Genomic DNA, 22168 nt, shown 5'->3' on the forward strand with positions numbered 1-22168 from the left:
GTGTTTTGTTATTAAACAGAACGCCCATCCTTTTAATCTTTTTTTATCCTGCTAATCCTGGTCCGGTTTACTCCTGGTTAAAGGCTAGTCAAAGGCTAGTTTAATGCGAGTCAGGATATCCTCACTATTACGGGGATCAAACCATTCAAATGCGGGATCCTTTCTAAACCAGGTGAGCTGGCGTTTTGCATACTGCCGGGTATGCGTTTTTATGTCTGTTACTGCCTGTTCCAGGGAGAGTTGTCCATCGAGATAATCAAATATTTCCTGGTAGCCTACAGTGCGCAGTGCATTATGTTCGCGGTAAGGTAGTACCGCCTTTACTTCTTCCACCAAACCGGCTTCCATCATCAGGTCTACACGATGATGAATATGCTGGTGCAATAATTCTTTGGGTAAGGTAATGCCTATTTTAATGATCCTGAAATCCCGCTGTGTGCGATGGGCGGTGCGGAAAGTAGTGATAGAAAGCCCGGTGGCTTCCAATACTTCCAGTGCGCGGATCAATCGTTGTGGATTTTTTGTTTCTGCGGTAGCATAGAATATGGGATCACGCCGTTGCAACTGTTCCTGGAGCCATGGTAATCCATGCTGTGTGTATTGCGCATTCAACGCTTCCCGGATACCGGCAGGAATGGCAGGCATTTCATCGATTCCTTCGCAGAAAGCCCTTATATAGAGGCCAGTACCTCCACACATCACTGCTACATCGTTTTGTGCAAATATTTCCTGTGCATATTGCAGCGCCAGTTTTTCGTAGATGCCGGCATTTACTTCTTCCCGGATAGTATGCGAGTTGATGAAATAATGCGGTACAGCAGCCAGTTCCGAAGCAGACGGTTTTGCCGTACCGATACTGATTTCACGATAGCATTGCCGGGAATCAGCAGAGATAACAGCCGTATTGAACAGCTGTGCTATTCGTATAGCCAATGCCGTTTTACCGGAAGCTGTAGGACCGGCTATAATGATAATGGTTTTCTGCATTGACTTTAGAAACTATTCTCTTCTTCCGCGGTGCCGCCAAATTCGTCGGCGCCATCGCTATCGCTGCCTAAAGCGTCTTCTTCACCTTCTTCGCCATAGCCATCAGCATCCATCCCTTCTTTATTGAGGTCATATTTTTCTTCCATTTCCACGAGCTTATCGCCAACCAGGCCTTTGGTGCCGTATTGGCTGGGGGCGAGACCTTCTTTGCGTACACATACCGGGTAGGTGATCTTGCTGTTTTCGTCTTTGGACACACCGATCAGTTCTACCAGGAACGACCAGTTTTTGGCAAAATCGTAGAGATAGATAAATTTCTGATTAGGATCCTTTACAGCAGCAGCAATAGGCGTGTCAGACATGAGCAGGGGCTCTGCCTTACGCGGCTGTTTATCCATTTCCAGGATGATTTCACGGCCACGTTGCCAGTTATCATTGCTGCGGAAGAAGGTAGCTTTATGTTTAGAATCGAATTCGAATGCCAGCAATATTGCCTGATGAAATAATAAAAACGTCTGATTCGGCTTGATGGAAATGTCTCTGTAAACACTTTCATCTTCTTCCCAGTAAACTCTGAATTTCAAAACCGGCATGACAATTTGGTTAAAAGTTAGATAAATATATAAAATTCCAGCACTTAGTCAAGGGCGCTGTCTGATACTACAATAATAATTCCGACTCCGTAAAATTACCAATTTTATTTAACTGGGGTGAGATCAAATGCGATCGCTTTTTTCAACATAAATGCATATGCTGCTTCGTACGTGTTTTGGATTTCTCCATCGAGAATAGCTTCCCTAATGGCGCTTTTCAGATCCCCTACGATCCTTCCCGGTTTCAGGCCGAATGTTTCCATGATCATTTCGCCGGTTACCGGAGGTTGCCAGTTACGGATGCGATCATTTTCTTCCACTTCTTTTAAACGCTGACGGACCAGTTCAAAATTTTCGAGGTAACGTTTTACTTTTGCTTTGTTTTTAGAGGTTATATCCGCCTCACACAGCATCATTAAGCTATCCAGATCATCTCCGGCATCAAATAATAATCTGCGGATAGCCGAATCCGTTATATTCTCTTTTGTAAGGCTGATAGGCCGCAGGTGTAGTTCCACCAGCTTCTTTACCAGCTTCATTTTTTCATGTAATGGTAATTTGAACCGGGTAAAGATACGGGTGACCATTTTACCACCTACCGCATCGTGACCGTGAAAAGTCCAGCCGTGGCCGGGTTCAAATTTTTTAGTAGCCGGCTTGCCGATATCGTGCAGCAGTGCAGCCCATCGCAGCCAGAGATCGCGGGTATTTTCCGAGATATTATCTACTACCTGCAAGGTATGATAAAAATTATCTTTATGCCCCTTTCCTTCATACATCTCCACGCCTACCATATCGATCATTTGCGGGAAGATGATCTTCAGCAATCCGGCTTTGTACAGCAAATCCAGTCCTACCGAAGGTTTGGCCGACAGCATTATCTTATTAAATTCGTCTGTAATTCTCTCCTGTGAAATAATACGGATGCGTTCTGCATTTTCCCGGATCGCATTAAAGGCGCTTTCTTCAATTGTAAACTGTAACTGTGATGCAAAGCGGATGGCGCGCATCATGCGAAGCGGGTCATCGCTGAATGTTTGCGCGGGCTCCAGGGGTGTACGGATGATCTTTTTATCCAGGTCTGCGAGGCCATCGAAAGGATCAAGCAGGGTGCCGTAGTCAGCATCATTCAGGCTGATCGCCAATGCGTTGATGGTAAAATCGCGGCGGTTCTGATCATCCTGCAAAGTACCCGCCATTACTTCAGGATTACGGGAGTCCTGCCGGTAGCTTTCTTTGCGGGCGCCTACAAATTCCATTTCGAGGTCATTCCACTTTATCTGTGCAGTGCCGTATGTTTTGAAATAATTTACGGTGATATTGTCGCCCAAACGTTCTGCCACCTTATGTGCCAGGGCAATACCATCTCCCACACACACAATATCCATATCTTTTGTTCTTCTTCCCAACAGTTTATCGCGCACAAAGCCACCTATCAGATAGGCGGGCACGCCCAGGTCGCGGGCAGCGATCGCTATCTTTTCCAACACTTTCCGTTCCTGCAGGGAGCAGGGAATGTCCAATGGCTTGCTGCTGATCATATTAATAAATTCCTGTTCAATTTTATTCCTTTCTCTGAAACCAGGGCGCAAATGTAATAAATAAACATTTTTAATCCCGGATTATCGCTATTGAACCATCCTTTCCGATCCGGATAATCCGGGAAGCCTGCGTATTGGCAGCTTCCTGCTGCCGGTATTTTACTACATAGTCCACCCCATTGACGATAAGCGGCGATACCCCGCTAAACTGCGCTGGTGAAGGTTCTCCGCTAACATTGGCAGAAGTGGACACCAACGGTTTGCGCAGTCGTTTCAACAAATGGCGGCAAAAAGGGTCCTGTACAATACGGATAGCCACGCTCCCATCTTCGCCGATCACATTGGGCGCCAATCCTAATGCGCCTTCATAAATGACCGTAGTAGGACGGGTAAAGCCTGCAATAATATCGCTCATATCCGGGCGGGGATTGGCGACATAGTGCAACAGGTCGCGCAGATCGGCCAGCAGCACCACCAGGCTTTTGCTTTCACTGCGTTGTTTGAGTGCAAATACTTTATGCACAGCAGCTTCATTGGTAGCATCACAGCCGATGCCCCAGATAGTATCTGTAGGATACAGGATCAGGCCACCACTGCGAAGTACCGGCAAAGCTGCTGTAATATCATCTTCAAAAATCATGGAAATTTTGTGATTTTTTATATTGTTATTCAGCTATTCAGGCTGTTATAAACGTTCATCATCGCTGCGGCACACTTTTCAGGGGTGAACAGCTGCGCATGTTGCCAGCCTTTTTGCTGCATATCCTGTACCAATGCAGCATCGCTCACCACCCGCTGCATGGCGGCGGCTATGGTAGCGGGATTCAGCGGGTCTACATATAATGCGGCGTTGCCCGCGGTTTCTCCAAAACAGGAACCCTGCGAGGTGATCACCGGTGTGCGACTCCACAGCGCCTCCAGGATAGGAATGCCGAAGCCCTCAAATAAAGAAGGATACAGCAATGCCACAGCGCCCTGGTAGAGCAGCGGCAACTCGGTATGTGACAGCCTGGCCCGCTCATTGAGCCATATCACCTGTTGTGAAAGACCGTTGGCTTCCAGGTAGGCCTTCACCTTTTTCTTATAGTCGCTTCCGCTACCCAACACCACCAGCGGTACATCCACTGCGCCTTTTAGTGTATGCATGGCCGTTACGATGCCCAATAAATTTTTACGTTCTATTACAGAGCCGACATACAGGAAATATTGCGGGGGCAGCTGGTATTTTGCGCGCATTGCGGCGATGTCTGTTTCGCTGTGCGTTACCGCGAAAGCGGGGTCACAGCTCTGGTACACCACTGCTATTTTATCTGCAGGCGTATGATAATAAGTGATCAGGTCCTGCCGGGTTTGTTCACTGATAGCCACTACTTTATCCGCATAACGGCAGGCATAACGAGCCTTCCGGCGGTAAGTCAGCACATCAATAGGATTGTACTGGCGAGGGTATCTCTCAAAAATAAGGTCATGCATGGTCACGACAGACTTTATACCGGAGTGATGTATCCCGAAAGGGATTTCGTGGCTGAGGCCATGATACAGATCAATACCGTAGCGTTGCAGATCCAGTACCACATAGCGGCTGCGCCAGGCAGACTTCAACCAACGATGCAGCGTCTTTTCAGGCACCACCACGGGAAGCGCCGCAGGATCTTCCATTTTAAACATATCCGTTTTTCTGGGAGCAAATAAATAATATTCATGCTCCGGGAAACCCGCTACCAGAGAAGTTATCAGGGTACGGCTATAGTTGCCCAACCCTGTATCATTCTGAAAAGCGCGCTTGGCATCAAAACCAATCTTCATATGTCAAAAATACAAGAAAACATTTAGGGATGTATGTATTTGGATATTTGGATATTTTGTTTTAGATAAAGATGTACCACAGGAACACATCTCTAAATACATAAATCAAAAAATCCCTAAATGTTTTGTATTATGTTTGCAAAAAATAGCAAAAGATGGAATTACAACAACAAATACTCGCTGCCTGGGCTGATCGTAGCCTTTTACAGGAAACGCAGTACACAGATGCTGTGAAAGAAGTAATAGAGGCGGTAGATAAGGGTAATCTGAGAGTTGCGGCGCCAACAGAAAGTGGTTGGGTAGTGAATGAATGGGTAAAACAGGCTATCCTCCTATATTTTACTATTCAGCCTATGGAAACGATGTCGCTGGCTCCGTTTGAGTTTTATGATAAAATGAAGCTGAAGAGTAATTATAAAGACCTGGGTGTGCGTGTAGTTCCGCATGCGATTGCCCGTTACGGCGCTTTCATTGCCAAAGGTTGTATCCTGATGCCATCCTATGTAAACATCGGTGCGTATGTGGATGAAGGTACCATGGTGGACACCTGGGCTACCGTTGGTTCCTGCGCACAGATAGGCAAACACGTACACCTGAGCGGTGGTGTTGGTATCGGCGGCGTACTGGAGCCATTACAGGCCAGCCCCGTGATCATTGAAGACGGCTGCTTCATCGGCTCCCGTTGTATTGTGGTAGAAGGCGTACATGTAGAAAAAGAAGCCGTATTAGGCGCCAACGTAGTATTGACGCAGTCTACAAAAATCATTGACGTAAGCGGCAGCGAGCCTATCGAATACAAAGGCCGTGTACCTGCCCGCAGCGTAGTAATACCAGGTACTTATACCAAGAAGTTCCCGGCAGGCGAATACCAGGTTTCCTGTGCATTGATCATTGGTCAGCGCAAAGCCTCTACAGACCTGAAGACCAGCCTGAACGACACCCTCCGTGAATTTAATGTAGCCGTATAGTTTTTAAGGGAAAGAACGAAGCAGCAAATTGCTTTCTTTGTTCATTCCCTTAAAATAGCAGCAAAAAAATTTGGAGAATTTAAAAATCCGCTTACCTTTGCAATCCGTTTTACGGGAGATGCCCAGATGGCGAAATTGGTAGACGCACTGTGTTCAGGTCGCAGCGTTCGCAAGGATGTGCTGGTTCGAATCCAGTTCTGGGCACTTGGAAGGGTAATGTTTAAAAGCATTACCCTTTCTTAATTATATCATCTAAAAGCCACTCATGTGATTCTTCGGAATGGATCAAGTTTTTCTTAAACTTTACCCGCACAATAGTAATTTATTCTCAATTCCTTCTCTGAGTTTAAAATTCTAATTACATAACAATCCTTAAGATTTAAAAAACTAACTCTAGTAATGACCCTTCCATCAGAGCTACTGCCAAAAAGTTTTAACTGTCAATCCAACATCTACAAACAAATTCTACATAAAATCAGCACCCTGGAATCCTTGGAAGATGCCTTACCTATGGTATTTATAATTCACGACATGCGCGACTTTTCGCTGATTTATATGTCGAAACTAGGATTAGAAAAATTAAAAATAACGCAGGAGGAGTTAAGAGGATATTCAGATGAATATTTTATCAAATTTTTCAATATTGAAGATGTAGAAAACTATCTTCCTAAGTTTAAAGCGATGTCTGAAAATAATTCAGATGAAATAATTACTTTTTTCCAGCAAGTCAGAACCGGAGAAGATGGAAATTTTGAATGGTATTTAAGTGGTGCAAAGATATTTATGCGAGATGAAAATGGATTACCCTTGTTATCAATAACCATGGCTATGCCAATAAATGTTCACCTTCATGTAACGGCGAAGGTAGAACGGTTAATGGAAGAAAATATTTTGCTCAGAGAAAGCGCCCATATATTCGCAGCATTAACCGCCCGGGAAAAATTTATATTAAAGTATACCGCATTGGGAGACAGTTCTCTTAAAATAAGTAAAGCATTAAACATAGCAGAGAATACTGTTAAAACTCACCGGCGAAATATTAAACAAAAGTTAAATGCAAAGTCAAATTACGACATCACTAAGTTCGCCCAAACTTTCAATTTGATATAGCACTTAACTATTTGATACAACGCTTAATTATTTACTGCTGAGGGTTTATTTAATCCAAACCAAATACCGACTGATGGTATCATCCCCGTATTCTTTCTTAAAGAATTGGCGCCAACACCTGCGCTGACACCCCAGTTTTTAATGTTCAACATTAGTTTTGCCTCATAGAAATAACCTATTTCGAATGTTGAACTTTTAGCTTCAGGTTCCAATACGTGTACCTGGTTTTCCCATACACTATTATCGTGCACTGAAAAATGGCCGGTTGTTACATTTGTAATATATCCTGCTGCCGGTCCGCCTGCAAGGCTGATATTTAGCGGGTTCAGTAGCCTGATCCATAATCTTGGGTAGAGCTGAAAATGTGGTATTTGATAGTCATCTTTCAGAAAATTCTCCCCAATCCCATCGTTCAGGAGTGGTGTGCCGGGAAAAGTGATTTTATTGGTTACAGTTTGGTAGCCCAAGCCAAATCCCAGGTTTAGTCTTACTGCGGGCGTGCCTAATTTGAAACTTTTAAAATCAATCATCATTCCTCCCCCATAACCTTTATCGTCAGGTATATGGCCATAAATCTCCAAAATATTATAGGCCCCATCAAACGAATAAGCTGCCGGATATTTATAAGGACTGAAATAGTCACTTTTAGGAAAATCCTGTGCCAGCAGCGATGAGCTGGAAAGAATAATAAATAATGTATATAGAAATCTCATAGAGAATTAAAATTTATAGATTACATATCTGGTATCTACAGTTCCGTTCATATCAGAAAAGCCAGCTTGTATGCTGGTTTGAAAATTAAAATTTACGCGAACATTGTCTCCGGATTGCCCATAATTACTGATAGTCATAGTTCCAGGCACACTTGCCTTAGTTGTATTTCTGGTAGTAAAATAGTTGGCTGGTCCTTTCATAATATCTATTTCTACTCTTAAATTTTGTATTGAAAATGCCTGAGCCGGATTAGATTTTATCGACTCCAACTGTGCGCCAGATACAAGCCCCTCGGCATGGAAATAGTATAAATCTCCATTGTTGGCACCTGAAAACCGAATATGAAAATGACTACCCTCACTTTCTGATGAACCCTTGTCTTCATAACACCCGTACGTGGATGCAGCATTGTTTGTTACTTGAAACGAGCCTATGGTATAATTCGATAAGCTAAAACTCACATTACCACCTGGCACAACTTTCAGCAACGCTTCATTTTCAAGATCAGTTTTGGCACAGGCATTTAAAAACAAAATTGCTGCAAACGAAAACGCAAAAAGTTTTAATATACTCTTCATTATATTGAATTAAATCGTCTTTAATGCTTTAATTACTTCATTATATCTACGCTCTTTCGCTACTTTCGTGGGGGTTCTCTTCCACTGATCTTCTATATTTTTACTGGCGCCATTTGATAACAATAACTGAATGATTTCAACATTTCTGTTACGAACAGCAAAATGCAAAGCTGTCCAACCATTTGGCCCTTTTACATTTACATCTGCCTTGTTTTGAATTAATATCTGGATGGCGCTTTTATCGGAATTATAAACCGCTGCCATTAATGGTGTCCAATTGGTATTACTAAGTGCATTCGCTTCTGCATTATTCTTCAAAAGAACAGTTATCATTTCCAAACTTTTCATATAATGAACAGCATAAAACAAAGGCGTTACGGTACCTTCAGCCACCTGTAGCGGTGCATTGATATCTGCTTTCTTTGCGAGTAGATTTAGTATATTGGGTTGGTTGTGCAACAGGCAATAATATACTGGAGAGTAGCCTACTTTATTTACTGATGTAAGATTTGCATGCTTAAAAACCAGTTTTTCGGCACCAGCATAGAAATCATTTTTAATAGCTACATGTAGCGGAGTTTCTCCTGCATTATTTTTAACTTCCAGATCTGCTCCTGATTGTATCAGATAATCTGCAATAGCCGATTGCTTTTTTCGCATACTAATATGGATCAGCCTTTCACCCTGGCTATTCCTGCTGTTTTTATCCGCTCCTATTTGTATCAGATAACTTAATTCATTCAATCCCCCATCTTCTACTGCCTGTACAACATAGTTATTAGGGTTTTTCTGCTTATCCATTTCAACTTCAATCGTCTTCAGGTTAGCAGAAGATTTCCCGACCTCCTTGTAGAGTTCCAACAGATCTTTATCTTTCGATTTTAGTGCGGTCTCAAATAGTTTCTTTTCATTATTTACATTAATGGAAGCCTCTTTCTTTTCTACACTTTCCTCCATTGCTTTTTTTGCTCGCAGTGCTGCTTCTAAATCTTCCTTCTTTTCTCTTTCTTCCTTTTCCTTTTTCTCTTTCTCCAGCAATTCTAAATTCTTCCAGATATCACTTTTAAAATCCAGCATCATCTTATAAGCTTCGCCGTTTTGGGCAGCAGCTGGAATCAAGTTTTCGTAATTTTGACAGGCAATAGCAGCATTAACCCAATCGGCATTCAGCATCAGTGCCTGGCATTTTAAAGATTCAATTTTAGCATTGCTCCCATTTAATGCCTTTTGGCAACTTTCTAAATAGTGCAACGCTAAGGAGGCATTTCCGTTTTCCAATTCTTTTTTTGCAGATCCATATAATGCTGCTGGATCTTGCGCAACTACCGTCAAACCTGTAAAACAAAATATCGCTAAAAAGATCGCCTTTTGTAAACCTTGAAAGTTTGATAGAATATGATGTAGCATTAACTTTAATGGCATAATATTAAAAAATTGACATGTTAAATTTATTTGCAGTACACTTCTTTCCGCGGTTTATACCCTTTTGATTTAAAGTTCGACTCCTCCTGTGCGATCAACCCTCTAAGTTCTTTAGCTTCCCGGGCCAGTCTTTCCTCTCTCCTCCTATCATCCGCTTCAATTTGAGCAGATGAACGCTGATCGTTTCCATTAGATACTACCAACGAATACCTTGGAATTGAAGATCCGAAATACCATTTACTGGTATGTTTATATGATCCGGATTCAAACTCAAGGGATTCTCCCGCAGTAAAATTATAATCATGCTCATCAAGACTAATTTTTTCAGTGGTGAACTCGGCTGTTAATTGTCCATTCGGGCAGGCACCTATTGAAGGTTCACTCGGCAATATTTTAGCATATAGCTGCGCGCCCATATTATTCAGTAAAAAAATTTCATTTCCTTTTCTCGCCAGGTAGTATTTCTGCTTTGTGCTTTTAACGATGTGATCAAAAGCCGGGGTTTTAAGTACTCTACCTTTGCTTGTTTTAATTCCATATAGTCTGGTGTTACTATCATAAAAAGATTCTGTATCAGCATCCACCATATCCGTTTCATCCCAAAATCCGCCTCCCGATTTAGTTTCATTCTTTCCCTCTTTAACCTGATCAAATACGGAAGGCTTTTCTTTTCCATTTTCATAGTTGGTATACTTCTGGGCAATCTCAATCATTTCATCCACCTTCCATTCAATTCGGGCAATTTTGAAAGATGTTATCGATAATGACCTCCCCATTTTAAACAACTCTACAAATCTCGATTTCTTGTCGCTCAGGTTTTCCGGAATATTGATAAAGTCGTACCAACTGTATACAATACTTGGTGAGGTCCAGTCCTGCTTATCACGGCTAAATTTGTACAAAATACTAGTCCCACTAAGCGTTCTTGTATAATCTATGGCATATCCGGCACTACCCAGATCTTCCATAATATTATATCTCTTTCTGAAATCATAGTATTCTTGCTCCGGCTTATCTCCTGTATTAAAATTAAATTCAAAATCAACACTTAAGGGCGTGATATTATCAAATCGCTGTAATAAGTTCGGGTACTTCTTGAGATCATTCCTATTGATTCTTTTTAAGGTATTCAGACCGTTATCGTTAGCATATAATACTTCAAAATAGCCTGAACTTGTCCAGTCGAATTTATACCGTTCTAAGGGCGTCTCACCTGTAGTCCACCACTCAAAACACAATACTGCATCGCCCAACATTCCTCTCGCCATAGCACCTTCCTTTCCATGCCATTTATCAGGATCTGCGAGCGGATCGGTTTGACCTGGATAGGGAGATCTTATTTTTGGAAGCCCTTCCGCCAATTTAGTATTAGGCAAAAGCGACAGTGCTCCCGAAAAAGATTTACCTTTTATTGAAACTTTCCCCTGGCTATAACTGAAAGGGAGAAATACTACGATAAGGAGAAATGACAGCAGAATTTGGAGAAAGAAACCATTATTAATGGCCTTTGCAAAAGTTTTCATAGCCGAACTTATTTTCATCAAAATATAGGTATATAGTTCTGTAGCCAATTTTGTGATTGGATTTTACTACTACAGCCTGAGTATTTATTCTTATTGCTCAGATTCTGGCAAAGTTAAAGCGGCAAAGAGGTTCCTGCAATAATCACAAGTGGGTATTTTGCAGGGGAAATTCTGGCTAAATCCAGTTTAAACACTGTTTGGTTAGTTTTATTTTGGGGCTGCAACCATCTCCCTACAACCGCTTCCGTTCTTCACTATTCCCTGCTTCCCTCCGCAATTTCTCGGCGGTATTACCAAATTTATAGCTGATACTCAGCTGATAAAAACGATTGATCTGAAAGCCATAAAATGTTTGCGGGATATCATTTACTACACTAGAAACCTTTACAGCACTTGACCGCAGGAGATCATTGGCAGTGAGTGCCACTTCTACTTTTTTCTGTAAGATGGATGCTTTTACGCCCAGGTCCAGTTTGTAATAGGCATTGGATTTACCCAGCTGGTTTATTTCGGGGAATTGATACCAGAAATTTGCAGTGCCCGCAAATGTTTTCTTCTTATTAAAATAAATATCATTGTTGGTAGCAAGATATGCACCATAACCGGCTATCTCGCGGATATTAGCCAAAGATGAACGGGTGCTGGTGTGGTATATTAAAACCTGTTGATTGCTTGTCCACCAGTCAGTAGGCTGCCAGGCGATATTCTCGGAAACGCCTATACGGAAAGTACCGAGGAAGTTGAGTGGTGTGGTAATGATCGTATCACTGAGGATATGCCCCAGCGTTACATTTGTAAATCCGTTGCTTGTGATGTTCGCGAAAACAGCGGTGGTAAAGTGTCCCCGGAATACATGCGAGAGTTCGAAGTTGGTCGTGTATGCCGGTTGCAAGTAAGGATTTCCTTCGAGATAACTCTCCGCAGTAGTGAGTGACTTAAACGGATTGAGATTCCAGAATGTTGGCCGGTTCACCCGTTTGTTGACCATCAATGCAAAATGGTGGTCCTCGCCGGGATCAAATCCTATTTGCAGGGAAGGATAAATTTTGAGATAGTTATACGGCGTTTTTTGTTGCAACGTATAAGAGTAGCCGTTAGTTTGGGTGACCTCCGCCCTTACACCGGCCATTAGTTTCCACTTTTCAAAATCCTTTTCAGCGGTACCGTACACTGACTGTGTGTTTTCCTTATAGTCAAATTCGTTGCTGAGTCTTTTATTCAATGTCAGCGAATTATCGTCGGCTTTATCATAATAAAAGGCATTGCTGTAGGTATTGATAAAACTAAGCTTCGCGCCCACATTAAACTTTGCTATAGGAGAAGGTAGTACGGCATCCGCCTTTAAAGTGTACACATCAATATGTTGCACATTATCGTCGTAATAGCGGGTGCGGCCATCGGGGAACAGGCTGCCATCCGCTTTATAACGATTGCTTTCAAAATCAGAGCGGTCTGTTCTGTAGTAATTGAAATAATCTGCATCCAGCAATAATTTCTTGCCGGTGGTATCGAGGAGGATGTCGGCATGCAAATTAAACGCATGTGAATTGGCGATGGGATAATAATCTGCATAGGTTCGCATCACCTCCATCATATCTCCCTTTTTATCATAAACGGGATTCAATACATGATCCGAGCCATCATAATTATTTTTTCCGCCGATATACGACGCACCGATGGTAGCTGTATTACTCAACTTGTAATCCACGCCAGCCACCAGGCTCAGGTTATTGAACTTATACAACCCTGTATCGGTTTGTTTCCATGTTTTATCGGGATAGTCCATATCAATACCAAATCCTTCCAGGTGCCTGTCTTTTGTCAGGTTTAAACTTCCATAAGCCGACCATCGTCCCTTGTTATAATTGATATTACCATTCAGGGCAAGCTCACCAAAATTCTGGATACCATATACTTCCGGTTCGCCGGGGGCATATAACTTGGAAGCCAGTTGCCAACTACCGGAATAGCCTTGTTGTTTGTCGTGTTTCAATATAATATTTACCAGACCGGCGTTGCCTTCCGTTTCGTATCGGGCGGAAGGATTGGAAATCACTTCTACTTTTAATACCTGGTTAGCTGCAATAGACTGGAGGTAACGGAGCAGATCATTTCCGGATAATTGCACCAGGCGATTGTTGATCATCACCTTAACCGCTCCTTTTCCTACGAGACTGATCTCACCATTATTCACACGGACGCCCGGTATTTTACCAATAGCATCGAGGATGTTGGTACCAGCGGCAGATACGCTGTTAGTGAGGTTATAAGTGGTTTTATCATCAGATTTCTGTATGACAGGTTTACTGCCTGAAATCTCGATTGTCTGCAATTGTTTCAGTTCGGGCTGCGAAGTATCTGCACTACGCTCCTGTGCATACGTAAATTGCCAAACAAATAATAACGATACTAAAATGGGCCAGACAACTATTCTCTTATTCATATATACTATAATCGCATGAAAATAAACATTCAAAATCAGCGTATTCGTTTTTTTTGATAAATGGAATACGGAGCAGACACAAAAAGGCCGGAATTGCTTCCGGCCTCTTTTTTATAAAGGGATGATCCCCGATATTACTGATTAATGGCAGTGGGGTCCATGTACACCACTTCCCATAAGTGACCATCCAGGTCACTGAAGCTCCTTGAATACATAAAACCCAGATCCTGCGCTGGTTTCGGCTCCTTTGCGCCAGCCTTTACAGCTTTGTCTACCGATCCATCTACCTCTTCTTTGCTATCGGCAGAGAGGGCGAGGATCACTTCATTTACTTTTGAAGTATCGGCGATATCCTGGCTGGTAAATCCTTTAAAGAAAGGTTCAACCAGGAGCATCGCATAAATTTCTTCAGATATCACGAGGCAGGCGGCATTATCATCGGTAAACTGTTTATTGAAAGTATATCCCATGGCAGTAAAAAAATCCATTGATTTTTTGAGATCCTTTACCGGTAGGTTGACAAATATTTTTGTTGCCATCATTTTATTTTTTATCGTTATTAAATAATTACTACAGCATAGTTTCCTTTATGCTTCTTCCCTGCGTAAAGGGAAAACGGTATGTAAAGCGGGATCGCGTAAGAACAACCCAATCCATACCAGTACACCGAAAACAATGGGGAAATAATAAGGTTCATGTACACGGGCCATAACGGCTACTGCGCCGCCGAGGTAGCAGCTAACGAAGATAGCGCCGAGAAGAGCGGTACGCGGTATACTATAGAGAATGGTAGCTATCAGTAAAACAGTGCCGATTCCCTGCACCATTTCGGCCGGCCATTGCAATTTAACAGATCCTTCTACAGAAGGTGCAGCCTTTACCACTTTCATAATGGCATCCACCAGTAAAAAAAGGACGCACAAGGCGGAGATGATACGCCCGGTCCAGATGGATTTATTTGCCCGTGTTTTTTTTGACATAACGTTGTGTTGAGCTTCCATAAAATACTATATTTTTGGCTTGTTTGATTAACAGTACAAACTTACCCGGATTAATTATTATTAAAGCTGTGTAAACACGACATTGTTAAGGGCCATTTGCGACAAATTAATAAATGCTTGCCCTGATCCCGAAATAACTTACCTTTGCCGGTTTTTCAGGTATAATAAATGGTAGCCTGCTCATAGTGATCAGCCTGTTTATATTGAGAATAAATACATTATGAGTAAAATAGTTGATTACAGGAAGCTTTTAGGCGTGAGCAAAGGCACTGAGGTAAAGGAATTAAAGACCATTTACCGCAATTTAATGAAAGAATGGCACCCCGATAAGTTCCAGGAAGAAGACGAAAAGAAACTCGAAGCAGAAGAGAAAAGCAAAGAACTGATTGAAGCATACCATTTTTTAGTGAGTATAGCACCGGAAACGATTGAGCAGGCATTGCCGGCTTATACTGAAACGGTGTCTGTTTCCACTATCGAGAATTTCTCCTACTCCAAGCAAACGCTGCAGCTGCATTTCATGGATGGTAGTAGTTATGAGTACTTTGATGTACCCAAAAACATCTACACAAAGCTGATTAACTCAGATGCACCCGGAAGGTTCTGCCGCCGGCATGTTTATTTCTCCTATGTATACCGTAAGGTTGCAAAGGCTGTAGAAGCCTACTAAACGAAGGCTTCTGCTAGTCAATATAATGTTTCTCATCTGAGGCATCGCCTGTTTCCACATGTTTGCGTGGAGAAAAGAAATCGAAATAATACAGGCCAGCCTGTTCAAATAATTTCATCTGCGGTTTTAGCCGTGCGGTGAATTTGTCAAAATCCCGTTTGGCTGGTTGTGTCCATGCAGCTTCCGCCAATGCGGAAATGCGGGGATACAACATGAAATCAAGCCGGCGTCCATCAGGGATGGTTTCGGTCCACAAACAGCCCTGTATGCCCAGGATCAGGCTATCCTTCCCGTGTGTGGCGGGCAGTTGCTCACTGGAAAATGTGTATACCGATTTCAGTTCATTAAACTCCCCATTCTTCCATCTCCGGCCTATCTTATGGGAGCTGTCCTGCACAAAATCTAAATAAAACGGTAAACGGGGGCACAGGATCACGGAATACCCTTTCTGCAACGACATTTCCAGTGTTTCCGGTTTTTCCATTCTCCACCAGCATACAATTGTTTTATTGGCGGGCAGTGTGGCCGTGGCTATTTCATCCCAGGCCATTACCTTATTATTCATTTTCAATACGGTGTCGGCCATACGCTGAATAAAATAATCTTCTACCTGTTTTCGGGAGGTCAGTTTATGCGTTTGCATTAGTCTTGCGATCCCGCTATCCGCATCCCAGGCTGCGTTGCCAGAGGAGACTTCATCACCACCGAGGTGAATCAGTTGCGAAGGAAAAAGTGCATCCGTTTCCTTCAGGATATCCGTCAGGTATTGATAGGTGCCTTCCCTGCCGGGGTTAAAAGTAAAGTCAGGATATTTTTCAGTACCGCCACCGTTAAATGCAGGATATGCCCTGTTTGCCGCACTGGCATGACCAGGCATATCTATTTCGGGGATGATGGTGATAAACCGTTCCTGTGCATAAGCCACTATTTCTTTGATATCATCCTGGGTGTAATAGGCGGCAGGTGCATTTGGGTTCTTGAAATTGCCGATACCACCGACAGTTGTTAACAGGGGATATTTTTTTATTTCCAGCCGCCAGCCGGGTGCATCTGTGAGGTGCCAGTGGAAGCGGTTTAGTTTATAAAACGCCATCCAGTCGAGAATGGATTTTACTTTTTCTTTTCCATAGAAAAAGCGGGATTCATCCAGCATTAGTCCGCGCCAATGATAACGGGGTGCATCGGTAATATTCCAGCAGGCAACCGCCAGTGATGCATTGTTTACGGTACTACCGGTAGTTAATTGCAGCAACGTGATAATACCGTTGAAGATACCTTCGTTATGACGGGCACTCACCAATACCCCTTCTTTATTCATTGTCAGCGTATAGGCGTCTGCGTTTGTACCGGGTTTACTACGTTGTAATACAATAGCAGGTCCCCTACTTTTTGACAGGATATTCACATGAATCTGGTACCTGCGTTGTAATTCCTGCTGCAGATACACAGCGATCGGGCGCAGTGAGGCATCTTTTACCACCAATGCAGTATGATTACCGATCACAAATTCATGCTCCACTTTGCTGTACTGATCGGGTAAAGGAATGACCGGGCAGGCTTGTTGGGCTATCGTGTATTGGCAAATGATCAACATCACCATACACAAAAATAATTTTCTCATGTTCAGCTTATAGTTTTAGCAAGATGACCGGCATTTGTTCCGTCATCTTATTCATCTATATGGTTATTATCTGCCAAGATACTATTTGCATCCATTACCTGTACCTGTTTATCCGGAATTATATTTTTCTGAACACTACAATACCATTATGACCACCAAAACCGAAAGTATTGCTCATGGCCACATTCACCTCTTTCTGATGGGCGGTGTTCCGTACAATCTGCAATCCTGCCGGAATGGTGGGGTCCAGTGTTATGGTATTAATGGTGGGGGGTATAATACCTGTTTTAATGCTCAGGATGCTGGCAATGGCTTCTATCGCGCCTGCGGCGCCCAACAGGTGGCCCGTCATTGATTTGGTAGCACTGATGTGCAGCTGTGCAGGTTGTGTACCGAATAATTTTACGATGGCGGCTATCTCACTCAAATCACCCACAGGCGTAGAAGTAGCGTGTGCATTCAGGTAATCCACCTTTTCTATTGTCAGACCGGCATCTTCCAGTGCAAACTTCATAGCCTGGTATGCTCCCAGCCCTTCTGGATGTGTGGCGGTCATGTGATAGGCATCGGCTGTCATGGCAGCACCGGCCACTTCTGCATATATGGTGGCGCCTCTTGCTTTGGCGTGCTCATATTCTTCCAGTACCAAAGCACCGGCGCCTTCTCCCATCACAAAGCCATCACGCTCGGTATCAAAAGGACGTGAAGCAGTGGCAGGGTCGTCATTCCTGACAGACATCGCCTTCATGGCACAGAAGCCACCTACGGAAGCCGCTGTGATGGGCGCTTCCGAGCCTCCCGTGATCATTACCTTGGCCTTTCCTATACGGATGTAGGTAAGCGCATCCATGATAGCTGTATTAGAGGTAGCACAGGCAGAAACAGTGGTATAATTGATGCCCATGAGACCATACCTGATGGAAATCATACCTGAAGCCATATTGGAGATCAGCCTGGGAACGAAATAAGGACTGAACCGCGGATTATAATCTCCCTTTACATATTCTGTTACCTGTTCTTCAAATGTTTGCATACCACCCTGCCCGGAGCCCCAGATCACACCCGTATCAAAAGGGTCCATGGTGCTGAAATCCAGCCCCGCATCTGTGATGGCTTCCGCTGCGGCAGATAGTGCATACTGCGTGAAGGGGTCTGTTTTCCGGATCTCATTTTTATCCAGTACATCGGCTGCATTGAAATCTTTCAGTTCACAGGCAAACTTTGTTCTGAAACGGCTGGCATTAAAACGGGTGATGGTTGCTGCGCCATTTTTGCCGGCAACCAGGCTATCCCAGAATGATGTTACATTATTACCAATCGGTGTTACAGCGCCAAGGCCGGTGATGACAACTCTTTTCATAATGAAGTTTATTTTTTAGCGTAAGTCTTCCAGGAGGCGTTTGGTGATCCGGTTACAGATTCCCCCTCCCAATACTCTTGATAACAACAAAGATGCCTGAAGATTTGATATCACCAGTAACGCACGATCACCGGCATCCCCTTTAAAGTGAAGTAATTTTTTTCTCCGTCCCTGTTCGAGGCAATGGGTTAACCAGGTAAGGATACCGGTTGCCATTTCCTGTACTTTTTGCTGCATATCCGGCGATAGTGTTCCGTAATCCGGCGCCAGCGATCCCATTAAACAAATATTGTGCGCCTGGCTGTGCTTACGGAATACGTCGAACAATTTTACCAGTTGTTCATCTTCCGGCAAATTTTTCCATCTGTGGGTATGTGCAGCAAACTTCTCCAGCTCTTTATCTATTACGCTGATGCCCAGATCAGCCTTTACCGGGAAATGGTAGTGAATGGCTGCATTCTTTACCGACAGCGGATCGGAGATATCTTTATAGCTGAACGCATTGAACCCTTTCACCCGGATCAGCTGATCCGCCATTGCCACAATTTTTTCTTTTGTTTCAGACATGTGTTGTTGTTGACTGCTGCAAAAATACTTACTTATCAGTAAGTAAGCAAATAAGACCAGGATAAATAGGATTAATATGATTTAAAGGAGATGATGTGATGCCCGTTTAATGCAATAAAAAAGCGCCGGGAATATGCTGTAACACATATCCCCGGCGCATTTTAAATAATATTATCTACCGGTAAGTTTTCAGTGCGGCTTTATCCCCTATCTCTGCCAGCACCTTTTTCAATCCATCTATATTGAGTTGTAATCCCACTTCGGCATCCGGGGCAAAAGATTCATTAATAATGCCAACAGGGCCCCGATAGGAACTTTTCCACACCATACGCATGATGGCTGCCTCTGCATCTCCCTGTCCTACCGGAACAACTTTTACCGGGTCGCCTTTTATAAGACCGGCAATATTAAATGCCAGCAGATGCGGCAGGATCTTAGGGAAGAATACCGGGAAACTGTTGAGATCTCCTTCTGCATGATGTAAATTATATACAATTCCGATGTTGGGCATTTTTAAATAGTCTATTACGGCTAATTGATTTTCGGGTTCACCAAACCATCCCCCATGATTATAAAGCCCCAGTTTACAGCCGATTTCATCCAGCTTTTTTGCGATATAAGCTACTGGTTTTGCCATAGCGCGTACTTTTTCTTCCTGTGTCATATTATCAAATGCAGGAATACCGCCAAACATGCACCATAACTGTGTTTTTACACCATGTCTTTTCAGCAGGTCAATTATGATCTGTAAGTTTTTATCGTCTTCAGGGTGGGGACCGGAAGCAAACCAGAAGCCTTCCAGTTTGATGTTATATTTCTTCAGCATATCCAGTTCTTCATCGAAAGAAGGAATATGTTTTTCGCGCCAGTCGTACGCCAGCTTTGTAATGCCGAGTTTTTTCAGCATCTGTGCGCGTTCTTCAGGGCCCCTGTTTTTGCTGTCGAATGGAACGATGCACCAGGCAACAAGATTGTTTCTTGAATAGATATCACCACCGGAACGTTTTTGCGCTTTAACAGGCGAAACGTGGATACATAACACGAATAGCAGTGCTATCCCGGTTATGCCGGTAAAAATCTTATTCCTTTTTTTTGCACGAAGAAGATTCATATTTTTCTTTTTGTTTGTGTACGATTAATGCTGATCAGGTAATGCAAATGCCACATAGGCGTCACCGTTGGGTGTACCCAGTTTGCCGCCACCAGTGGCAGGTATCACCACATATTGTTTACCATTTACCATGTAGGTGCTGGGAACGGCATTGCCGCCATAAGGAAGTGGCGCTTCCCACAACACCTTACCGGAATCCTTATCAAACGCCCTGAATTTCAGGTCGCGCGCTGCTGCGATGAATACCAATCCCCCGCCGGTTACAATTGATCCGCCAAAGTTTTCTGTACCGGTTTGAGGAATCCCTTTGCGGGTTAGTTCTTCGTATTCGCCCAGTGGTACTTTCCATTTTATTTTGCCGGTGGTCAAATCCAGTGCATTCAGTGTACCCCATGGCGGCGCGGTGGCAGGATAGCCTTGTTCATCCAGGAATTTGATGTAACCGGTGGACTGAAAAACAGGTATTTTTTCCCGTATTGTTTTCGCCGTTGTATTTTTAGTATCCAGCAGATAAGCAGCGATGGCTTGTACATCATCTTCCGGAATCTGTGTAAAAGCCGGCATACCGGGTCGGCCTGTTTTGATGATCTTTACAATATCCGCCTGTTTATATTTCAGCGATAAATTTTTCAGCGCCGGAGCAGCTCCCATTCCCTCCCGGTCGCCACCATGACAGCTTACACAACCCCTGGACAGATAAACATTCCTTCCCGGTGGTGCGGCGTTTTTGCCGGTTGCAGCGGGATCAGCATTGATATCCTGCATGGTGATATGCCATGCCAGTTCATTTGCATTTACGTAGAGCGTATTGCTTTCCGGTTCATAGGAGCCACCACCCCATTCCGCGCCCCCATGGATGCCGTAGTAGATGATTCCTTTTTCGGAGGGCGGCACAAACCAGCCGGTATCAGAAGCGTTAAAACGCTTTAATGCGGATGCATGTGCTTCGGGGTTTAGCTGTGTCAGGTCTGCGGAAGTAACAACCTGCCGGGAGAAAGGCTCCGGCCACAACACATAAGGTTGTGTAGGAAACCCATTCTCACCGAATAGTGAACTCACCGGAACCTGCCGCTCTTCTACTTTGGAAAACAGCTCGCCGGTTAAGCGGTTAAAGAGCAGGGTGTTGCCGGTTTTCGTCAGCTGTGCCACTCCCGGTACCTTTTTACCGTCTTTCCTAAGGTTTACCAACATGGGCGCACAAGGGAGGTCTAAGTCCCACAAATCGTGGTGAATGGCCTGGTAATGCCATTTCTTTTTCCCTGTACCTGCTTCCAGCGCAACAATACAATTACCATACAACTGCTCGCCTGTATTATCCGGCCGGTAAAAATCATTTTTGGGTTGCCCGGTGGCAAAGAACACCATTCCATTATCGCTATCTACACACAAGCCTCCCCATACATTTACGCCGGCACCGGTTTTCCAGAAATTTTTATCTCCCCAGCTTTCATATCCTGCTTCACCGGGTTGCGGAATAGTATGAAAGATCCATTCGCGTTTGCCTGTATGAATATTGAATGCGCTTACATTCGCGGGTGCACTCCAGGTCATGGCGCCCACTATCACCAGGTCTTTGAAGATAACCGGAGATGCCGGAGCAGTAATAGCCATTTCAGCAGCAGGTCTTACCAATCCATCGTTTAAATTGATTCTTCCCTTATCTCCAAAACCGTCCATGGGTTTACCTGTTTTTGCGCTGATGACATTCAGGTATGAACCAGCAGTAAAGGCGATCAGGGATTGCGTTCCTTCTCCCCAAAAAGCGATGCCCCGGTTAACTCCTCCCATTGTTTCACCTGCTCTTGCGGGATTATAGCGCCAGATCTCTGTTCCTTTTGCTGCATTTACCGCAATCACTTCCTGCGATGGTGTAGTGATGTACATGATACCATCTACAATCAAGGGATTGCCTTGAACATTCCCCGCCATATTGCCGGTATGATAGGTCCACGCAACTTTTAGCTGTGCAACATTTTCTTTATTGATCTGATTTAGTGCGGCGTAGTTGGTATGTCCTTCGTCTCCTCCCGTAAATTTCCAATCGGGATTATTGACTTGTGTACAGGAAACGGCAGACAGGATCAGCAGACTACTGCATAATCTTTTCATTCCTTTCAGGCGGTTATTCTTCTTATTCATAACGTAAAAATTCC

Annotated in this window: 20 protein-coding genes and 1 tRNA gene; 4 read left to right on the top strand and 17 right to left on the bottom strand. The window is 43.7% G+C overall.

The window, feature by feature from the left end; genetic code table 11:
- Positions 1–84 precede the first annotated feature (84 nt).
- The 5 genes from miaA to ABQ275_RS16415 form a co-directional block, all read right to left on the bottom strand.
- Complete coding sequence (gene miaA, locus ABQ275_RS16395) at positions 85–987, bottom strand: tRNA (adenosine(37)-N6)-dimethylallyltransferase MiaA (protein WP_349314230.1); 903 nt, start codon at positions 985–987, stop codon at positions 85–87.
- Positions 988–992: 5 nt separating this feature from the next.
- Complete coding sequence (locus tag ABQ275_RS16400; protein ID WP_349314231.1) at positions 993–1580, bottom strand: IS1096 element passenger TnpR family protein; 588 nt, start codon at positions 1578–1580, stop codon at positions 993–995.
- Between the two features lie 104 nt (positions 1581–1684).
- Positions 1685–3172, bottom strand: coding sequence for an HD domain-containing protein (locus ABQ275_RS16405; RefSeq protein ID WP_349314232.1), 1488 nt, complete (start codon positions 3170–3172; stop codon positions 1685–1687).
- A gap of 19 nt (positions 3173–3191) precedes the next feature.
- Positions 3192–3761 carry an L-threonylcarbamoyladenylate synthase gene (locus ABQ275_RS16410; RefSeq protein WP_349314233.1) on the bottom strand — a complete coding sequence of 190 codons (570 nt, stop codon included), beginning with the start codon at positions 3759–3761 and terminating at the stop codon, positions 3192–3194.
- A 29-nt stretch (positions 3762–3790) separates the two neighbouring features.
- A complete protein-coding gene (locus ABQ275_RS16415; RefSeq protein WP_349314234.1) occupies positions 3791–4927 on the bottom strand; it encodes a glycosyltransferase family 1 protein in 1137 nt (378 codons plus the stop codon).
- 155 nt (positions 4928–5082) lie between these two features.
- Between ABQ275_RS16415 and ABQ275_RS16420 the strand changes: the two genes are divergently transcribed.
- The 3 genes from ABQ275_RS16420 (at position 5083) to ABQ275_RS16430 (ending at position 7005) form a co-directional block, all read left to right on the top strand.
- Positions 5083–5895 (top strand): 2,3,4,5-tetrahydropyridine-2,6-dicarboxylate N-succinyltransferase, encoded by an 813-nt coding sequence (locus ABQ275_RS16420; RefSeq protein ID WP_349314235.1) that lies wholly within the window; start codon positions 5083–5085, stop codon positions 5893–5895.
- 120 nt (positions 5896–6015) lie between these two features.
- Positions 6016–6099, top strand: a tRNA-Leu gene (locus ABQ275_RS16425).
- A 195-nt stretch (positions 6100–6294) separates the two neighbouring features.
- Complete coding sequence (locus tag ABQ275_RS16430) at positions 6295–7005, top strand: helix-turn-helix transcriptional regulator (RefSeq protein ID WP_349314236.1); 711 nt, start codon at positions 6295–6297, stop codon at positions 7003–7005.
- Positions 7006–7028: 23 nt separating this feature from the next.
- Here ABQ275_RS16430 and ABQ275_RS16435 read toward each other — a convergent pair whose 3' ends face one another.
- The 7 genes from ABQ275_RS16435 to ABQ275_RS16465 form a co-directional block, all read right to left on the bottom strand.
- Positions 7029–7718, bottom strand: coding sequence for a hypothetical protein (locus ABQ275_RS16435; RefSeq protein ID WP_349314237.1), 690 nt, complete (start codon positions 7716–7718; stop codon positions 7029–7031).
- Between the two features lie 6 nt (positions 7719–7724).
- Positions 7725–8297 carry a hypothetical protein gene (locus ABQ275_RS16440; protein ID WP_349314238.1) on the bottom strand — a complete coding sequence of 191 codons (573 nt, stop codon included), beginning with the start codon at positions 8295–8297 and terminating at the stop codon, positions 7725–7727.
- A 9-nt stretch (positions 8298–8306) separates the two neighbouring features.
- Entirely contained in the window at positions 8307–9719 is a 1413-nt protein-coding gene (locus tag ABQ275_RS16445) for an ankyrin repeat domain-containing protein (protein ID WP_349314239.1), read from the bottom strand.
- 26 nt (positions 9720–9745) lie between these two features.
- On the bottom strand, positions 9746–11242 hold the full coding sequence (locus ABQ275_RS16450) for a hypothetical protein (protein WP_349314240.1): 1497 nt from the start codon (positions 11240–11242) through the stop codon (positions 9746–9748).
- Positions 11243–11474: 232 nt separating this feature from the next.
- On the bottom strand, positions 11475–13685 hold the full coding sequence (locus ABQ275_RS16455; RefSeq protein WP_349314241.1) for an outer membrane beta-barrel protein: 2211 nt from the start codon (positions 13683–13685) through the stop codon (positions 11475–11477).
- Positions 13686–13819: 134 nt separating this feature from the next.
- The gene (locus tag ABQ275_RS16460) at positions 13820–14227 is read right to left on the bottom strand and encodes a VOC family protein (RefSeq protein WP_349314242.1); all 408 of its coding nucleotides are present in this window, start codon (positions 14225–14227) and stop codon (positions 13820–13822) included.
- A 45-nt stretch (positions 14228–14272) separates the two neighbouring features.
- Entirely contained in the window at positions 14273–14665 is a 393-nt protein-coding gene (locus ABQ275_RS16465) for a DoxX family protein (RefSeq protein WP_349314243.1), read from the bottom strand.
- Positions 14666–14906: 241 nt separating this feature from the next.
- Between ABQ275_RS16465 and ABQ275_RS16470 the strand changes: the two genes are divergently transcribed.
- Positions 14907–15356: a KTSC domain-containing protein gene (locus tag ABQ275_RS16470; RefSeq protein ID WP_349314244.1), complete on the top strand. Its 450-nt coding sequence runs from the start codon at positions 14907–14909 to the stop codon at positions 15354–15356.
- 13 nt (positions 15357–15369) lie between these two features.
- On the opposite strand, the gene ABQ275_RS16475 is transcribed toward ABQ275_RS16470, so the two are convergent.
- The 5 genes from ABQ275_RS16475 to ABQ275_RS16495 form a co-directional block, all read right to left on the bottom strand.
- The gene (locus ABQ275_RS16475; RefSeq protein WP_349314245.1) at positions 15370–16977 is read right to left on the bottom strand and encodes a beta-N-acetylhexosaminidase; all 1608 of its coding nucleotides are present in this window, start codon (positions 16975–16977) and stop codon (positions 15370–15372) included.
- A gap of 118 nt (positions 16978–17095) precedes the next feature.
- Positions 17096–18337 carry a beta-ketoacyl-ACP synthase II gene (fabF, locus tag ABQ275_RS16480; protein WP_349314246.1) on the bottom strand — a complete coding sequence of 414 codons (1242 nt, stop codon included), beginning with the start codon at positions 18335–18337 and terminating at the stop codon, positions 17096–17098.
- A gap of 15 nt (positions 18338–18352) precedes the next feature.
- Complete coding sequence (locus tag ABQ275_RS16485; protein ID WP_349314247.1) at positions 18353–18904, bottom strand: TetR/AcrR family transcriptional regulator; 552 nt, start codon at positions 18902–18904, stop codon at positions 18353–18355.
- Between the two features lie 175 nt (positions 18905–19079).
- The gene (locus ABQ275_RS16490; protein WP_349314248.1) at positions 19080–20015 is read right to left on the bottom strand and encodes a TIM barrel protein; all 936 of its coding nucleotides are present in this window, start codon (positions 20013–20015) and stop codon (positions 19080–19082) included.
- A gap of 24 nt (positions 20016–20039) precedes the next feature.
- Positions 20040–22154 (bottom strand): PQQ-binding-like beta-propeller repeat protein, encoded by a 2115-nt coding sequence (locus tag ABQ275_RS16495; protein ID WP_349314249.1) that lies wholly within the window; start codon positions 22152–22154, stop codon positions 20040–20042.
- Positions 22155–22168 lie beyond the last annotated feature (14 nt).

This window comes from Chitinophaga sp. MM2321, from assembly GCF_964033635.1.
Classification (GTDB): domain Bacteria; phylum Bacteroidota; class Bacteroidia; order Chitinophagales; family Chitinophagaceae; genus Chitinophaga.

Coding starts and splice junctions, on each gene's coding strand:
- miaA (WP_349314230.1), bottom strand. CDS start 987: ATGCAGAAAACCATTATCATTATAGCCGGTCCTACAGCTTCCGGTAAA.
- ABQ275_RS16400 (WP_349314231.1), bottom strand. CDS start 1,580: ATGCCGGTTTTGAAATTCAGAGTTTACTGGGAAGAAGATGAAAGTGTT.
- ABQ275_RS16410 (WP_349314233.1), bottom strand. CDS start 3,761: ATGATTTTTGAAGATGATATTACAGCAGCTTTGCCGGTACTTCGCAGT.
- ABQ275_RS16415 (WP_349314234.1), bottom strand. CDS start 4,927: ATGAAGATTGGTTTTGATGCCAAGCGCGCTTTTCAGAATGATACAGGG.
- ABQ275_RS16420 (WP_349314235.1), top strand. CDS start 5,083: ATGGAATTACAACAACAAATACTCGCTGCCTGGGCTGATCGTAGCCTT.
- ABQ275_RS16430 (WP_349314236.1), top strand. CDS start 6,295: ATGACCCTTCCATCAGAGCTACTGCCAAAAAGTTTTAACTGTCAATCC.
- ABQ275_RS16435 (WP_349314237.1), bottom strand. CDS start 7,718: ATGAGATTTCTATATACATTATTTATTATTCTTTCCAGCTCATCGCTG.
- ABQ275_RS16440 (WP_349314238.1), bottom strand. CDS start 8,297: ATGAAGAGTATATTAAAACTTTTTGCGTTTTCGTTTGCAGCAATTTTG.
- ABQ275_RS16445 (WP_349314239.1), bottom strand. CDS start 9,719: ATGCCATTAAAGTTAATGCTACATCATATTCTATCAAACTTTCAAGGT.
- ABQ275_RS16450 (WP_349314240.1), bottom strand. CDS start 11,242: ATGAAAACTTTTGCAAAGGCCATTAATAATGGTTTCTTTCTCCAAATT.
- ABQ275_RS16455 (WP_349314241.1), bottom strand. CDS start 13,685: ATGAATAAGAGAATAGTTGTCTGGCCCATTTTAGTATCGTTATTATTT.
- ABQ275_RS16460 (WP_349314242.1), bottom strand. CDS start 14,227: ATGATGGCAACAAAAATATTTGTCAACCTACCGGTAAAGGATCTCAAA.
- ABQ275_RS16465 (WP_349314243.1), bottom strand. CDS start 14,665: ATGTCAAAAAAAACACGGGCAAATAAATCCATCTGGACCGGGCGTATC.
- ABQ275_RS16470 (WP_349314244.1), top strand. CDS start 14,907: ATGAGTAAAATAGTTGATTACAGGAAGCTTTTAGGCGTGAGCAAAGGC.
- ABQ275_RS16475 (WP_349314245.1), bottom strand. CDS start 16,977: ATGAGAAAATTATTTTTGTGTATGGTGATGTTGATCATTTGCCAATAC.
- fabF (WP_349314246.1), bottom strand. CDS start 18,337: ATGAAAAGAGTTGTCATCACCGGCCTTGGCGCTGTAACACCGATTGGT.
- ABQ275_RS16485 (WP_349314247.1), bottom strand. CDS start 18,904: ATGTCTGAAACAAAAGAAAAAATTGTGGCAATGGCGGATCAGCTGATC.
- ABQ275_RS16490 (WP_349314248.1), bottom strand. CDS start 20,015: ATGAATCTTCTTCGTGCAAAAAAAAGGAATAAGATTTTTACCGGCATA.
- ABQ275_RS16495 (WP_349314249.1), bottom strand. CDS start 22,154: ATGAATAAGAAGAATAACCGCCTGAAAGGAATGAAAAGATTATGCAGT.